General features: G+C 64.6%; 3 protein-coding genes. 2 read left to right on the forward strand and 1 reads right to left on the reverse strand.

Going from position 1 to position 2,500, the window contains the following annotated elements:
• The coding region (locus A6A05_RS02725) for a glycosyltransferase family 2 protein (protein ID WP_068497226.1) at window positions 1–943 on the forward strand (943 nt) is incomplete at its 5' end.
• 65 nt (window positions 944–1,008) lie between these two features.
• On the opposite strand, the gene A6A05_RS02730 is transcribed toward A6A05_RS02725, so the two are convergent.
• Window positions 1,009–2,085 (reverse strand): recombinase family protein, encoded by a 1,077-nt coding sequence (locus A6A05_RS02730; RefSeq protein ID WP_245644165.1) that lies wholly within the window; start codon window positions 2,083–2,085, stop codon window positions 1,009–1,011.
• A 33-nt stretch (window positions 2,086–2,118) separates the two neighbouring features.
• Here A6A05_RS02730 and A6A05_RS19885 point away from each other — a divergent pair, with 33 nt between their 5' ends.
• Window positions 2,119–2,316, forward strand: coding sequence for an RNA polymerase sigma factor (locus A6A05_RS19885; RefSeq protein WP_245644166.1), 198 nt, complete (start codon window positions 2,119–2,121; stop codon window positions 2,314–2,316).
• Window positions 2,317–2,500: the final 184 nt, after the last annotated feature.

Raw genomic sequence — 2,500 nt, forward strand, 5'->3', positions numbered from 1 at the left:
CGCGACGGCGCGCAAGGCCGAGTTGAAGGCCCGCTTCGACCGCATCTTCAAACGCAGCACCGGCTTCGCCACGCTGGGCCGCCTGCTGGCGCGCCTTCACGCCAACCGGGACGGCAACGGCGTCGGCCCCGATGCCCAGGTGGCAGTGGTGGTGCCCGCTTTCGTCTATACCGCCGAGCACGCCACCATGCTCGCAGCCCTGTGCAATGCCTTGACGGGTCAGACCCGGGCGCACCGGCTCATCGTGGTCGATGATGGCTCTTCCCAACCTATCCACCTGCCCGACCCGGTGAAGGTCCATCGGCTGGAGGGCAATCGCGGCCCGGCGGCAACCCGCAACCGGGGCATCGCGCTTGCCATCGCCGACGGAGCGGAGATCATCGCTCTCACCGACTCCGATTGCCGCCCGCAGCCCGGTTGGCTGGAGGCCCTGGTTGCCGCTTTCTTGGAAAATCCGCAGGCGCACTTGCTGTCAGGGATGACCCAATCCCGTGATCGCTGCTGGCTGGGGCGTTATCATGACCGCAACGGCACCCTGAACGGGCGCCGGCTGACAGAGGGCGGTGGTCTCCTCTACGGGCCCACCTGCAACATGGCGGGCTGTCGGGCGGTGTTCGAGGCGCTCCGCTTTGACGAAGCCTTTCCCAGCGCTGCGGCCGAGGACATAGAATTCTGTTACCGCGCCAATCGCCTCGGCTACCGCATCGCCCATTGCGCGAATGCGGTGGTAGAGCATGATTTCGGCTACGACCAACTGCCGCCTCACCGCGCCTGGGCCCGCTTTTACCGGCAGTTCCGCCGCTACGCCGACGGCGAACCGCTGCTGCTTGAGCGCCATCCCGACTATCTGGCTGCCTTCACCGGCTCGGTGGAAATCCCGGTCGCCCGAGCGCATAGCGAGCCCAGCCTCACGGCGAGGGCAGCGGAGGGCGCCACGGCCTGAGCCCTATTTCTCAGCCATTCCCATGGCAACGAGGATCTTCATGGTGTTCTCCAGCTGCAACGCGGTCATCTGCCCAGGCTCAACAGCCGCCGCTGCTCCGTCCAGTCCGCCGGGAACGGCTCCAGCAGCGCCCGCAGCCCCTCGGTTCGGAGCGCGATGTGGACACCGTCGGTGGAGATATCGACCCGTTCCACCAGAAGCTGGACAATGCGGGTCTGCTCGGCGGGGAACAGTTCGTCCCAGAGAGGATCAAGCTGGCCCAGAGCGGCGGCGACGTCCTTCTCCGTCATGGCCTCGCCCTCGGCGTGGACGCTTTTCCAGGTGCGGGCCACCATCTCCGGGGTGCGCAGCAGCGAGCGCAATTGGTCGATCACGGCATTTTCTACCTGCGCGGCAGGGACGCGGCCAACCGGACAGGCGTCAGGGCCTTCCTTGATCACGTTGGTGGTGACGTAGTAGCGGTACAGCCGCCCCTTCTTGCGGGTGTGGGAGGGCGTCATCGCCCGACCGCCGGGGGCAAAGATCAGCCCCTTCAGCAGGGCCGGTGTCTGCACCCGGGTGCGGTTGGCGCGGACGCAGGAGGAGACCTCGGTGATGGAGCGGACCTTGTCCCATAGGGCCTGATCGATGATCGGCTGATGCTCGCCGTCATAGGCGACGCCCTTGTGGACCGCCTTGCCGATATAGAGCGGATTGGCCAGCATCTTGTAGAGGCCGCCCTTGTCCAGCTTCTTGCCACGGCGCGAGATGCCCTGGTCTGCAAGTTCCTTCACCAGCAGGGTGGCGGACCCGACGCGGATGAACCGATCGAAGATCATGCGGACAATGACGGCTTCTTCCTCCACCACCAGCAGCTTGCGGTCGGCGCAGCGATAACCGAAGGGCAACGGCCCGCCCATCCAGATTCCTTTGCGCCGAGAAGCTGCCACCTTGTCGCGGACGCGCTCACCGATCACCTCACGCTCGAACTGGGCGAAGGACAGCAAGATGTTCAGCGTCAACCGCCCCATGCTGGTGGTGGTATTGAACGACTGGGTGATGCTGACGAAGGTGACGTCGTTGCGGTCATTCGTGAAGGGCTTCGTCGCCGCTGGCAGGAGGAGTCCCAGCGGAGCGATCTTCCTGACCTCGATCAATTCCACGTCCTCCGACCGTCCCGTTTCCACGATGGAGAGGTGGATGGCACGGTTTCCGCCCTCCATCGAAATCTGAGGGATCATATCGGGGCCGATGCTGACATCGTCATGGGGGTCGTCGTCGCTGGCGAAAGCCAGCGTGAAATCGCGGATCGGATGGGGATCAGTTACGAGGCGGTGAGGAAGCGGTATCAGCGGGCATTACGGCATCTTCGTGATGCGCTGAAAAAAAATTGATGATGGCTGTCCCAATTCCGTGGGCGGACCCGCGTTTCTCATATGACTGGCCCACATAGGCGGCCATGCGATGAGGAAGCAACGCCCATGGACACAGGTTCTGCTGCTGGCCCGCGAGATGGGCATGCTGAAGATGGGCACGGTGGGTCTGGACGGGACGAAAATCCACGCCAACGCCAGCCGC

This window comes from Magnetospirillum moscoviense, assembly GCF_001650635.1.
In the GTDB taxonomy this organism is placed as follows: Bacteria; Pseudomonadota; Alphaproteobacteria; order Rhodospirillales; family Magnetospirillaceae; genus Magnetospirillum; species Magnetospirillum moscoviense.